General features: G+C 66.9%; 1 protein-coding gene and 1 pseudogene. Both read left to right on the forward strand.

Translation table 11 applies throughout. The features are described from left to right. Positions 1 to 169: 169 nt before the first annotated feature. Positions 170 to 1,423 (forward strand): SLC13 family permease, encoded by a 1,254-nt coding sequence (locus tag ACFWF3_RS34730; protein ID WP_379318301.1) that lies wholly within the window; start codon positions 170 to 172, stop codon positions 1,421 to 1,423. A gap of 72 nt (positions 1,424 to 1,495) precedes the next feature. After that, positions 1,496 to 1,745: pseudogene (locus ACFWF3_RS34735) on the forward strand (hypothetical protein); the annotation flags it as partial.

A 1,745-nucleotide genomic window follows, 5' to 3' on the forward strand; every position in this document is an offset into this window, starting at 1 on the left:
GCCACCCAGGTGGCCCAGCGTTCGTCAGCCGGCGAATAGCTGATGAAGAAGAATTCACGTGCCCACCCCAGGTCCGTCACACCGTCGAGTATGCGCCCGAATGATCACCGCGGCAGACTCTTGGCGGGACGAGCACGCGTCCGGTAAGCCGCAATGCGATCATGGATCGGTGTCCGAAAAGGTCGACCCGCACCGCCGCGTCACGCCACCGCAGTGGTTGGCACGGCTACCACGACCACGGCTGTCGGTGCTGGATCGGATTCGCGTCGGCCTGCTGCTCGTCGGGTTGACCTTCGTCGCGACCGGACTGCTGCCCCGCGCCGAGGCGGCGGCGAACCTGCGTCGCGTCGGGCCGTTGCTGCTGTTCCTCGCCAGCGTGATCGTGCTGGCCGAACTCACCAGGGAAGCCAAGGTTTTCGATGTCATCGCGCATCGGATCGCGATCGTCGGACGCGGAAACTACCTCGCCCTGTTCGCACTGTGCGTGACGTTCGCCTCGGCGACGACGATTCTGCTGAACCTCGACACCACCGCCGTGCTGCTGACCCCGGTCATGCTCGCGCTCGCGGGACCGACACGCATCCCGCCGCTGCCGCTGGCGATCACCACGCTGTGGCTGGCCAACACCGCCAGCCTGCTGTTGCCCGTCTCCAATCTGACGAATCTGCTGGCGGCGGATCGGATCGCCAAGAGCTCCACCGAATTCGCGGCGAGCATGTGGGCGCCCCAGCTCGCCTCGATCACGGTGACGATGCTGTTCCTGTGGCAGTGGTACTGGCGTCGTGATCGTCGCGACGCCGACCGCTACGTGCCGCCGGAGCCCATCCGCACCGAGGGAATGCGTGCGCGGACATTGCTTTACGCGACCGCCGGTGCGTGCTTGCTGTTCATCCTCGCGATTCCGGTGGTCGGTGATCAGATCGGTCTCGCCGCGGTGGTGGCCGCCGCGATCGCGGTCGTCGCCTTCGCGATTCTGCGGCCCGCAGCGCTGCGATGGTCGCTGATCCCGTTCCAGTTGCTGATCTTCGTCGTCGGATTGTTCCTGGTGGTGCCGACATTGAGCCGATGGGGACTCAACGACATCATGCACGGCCTGATCGGCGTCGACGACGGTGTCGCCGGGGCGTTCCGCGCGGCGGCCGCGGGGGCGGGCCTGTCCAACGTGGCCAACAATCTGCCTGCCTACACCGCCGGGGAATCCGTGATCCCGGTGGAGAACGGGACACAGCTGCTCGCGCTGCTCATCGGCACGAACGTCGGGCCGGTCGTCACGCCGTGGGCATCGCTGGCAACGCTGATCGGACTGGAGTTCTGCCGCACCCACGAGGTGCGCGTTCCGATGCTCCGGTTCGTCTGCACCGGATTCGCACTGGCCGTGGTCGCGACGGCCGCCGCGGTCACCGCGCTGCTGCTCATCGCCTGACTTCTCGACTTCCCGACCCGCCGACCCGGTCGCGCGGCCTATCCTGGAATCACCGAACTGGGAGGGGGCGGGATGTCGCGACTGCTGAACTGGTTGCGTACCAACGTCGATGGCGCGCTGGCGCTGACCATCGCGGTGATCATCGGCGCGATCGCCGTGATGGATCCACTGTCGAATCAGATCGAGCTCGAACCGGCGGTCATCGACGGCGCAGTGCTGCTCGTGCTCGCTCTGCTCGCGACCACCCTGCTGCGTGACCGACGGATCGCCACCAAAGCGGTCCGCGACGCGACCGCGGTCCATCTGCTCTACGGACCCGAGA

Source organism: Nocardia sp. NPDC060220 (assembly GCF_042727815.1).
Taxonomy (GTDB): domain Bacteria; phylum Actinomycetota; class Actinomycetes; order Mycobacteriales; family Mycobacteriaceae; genus Nocardia.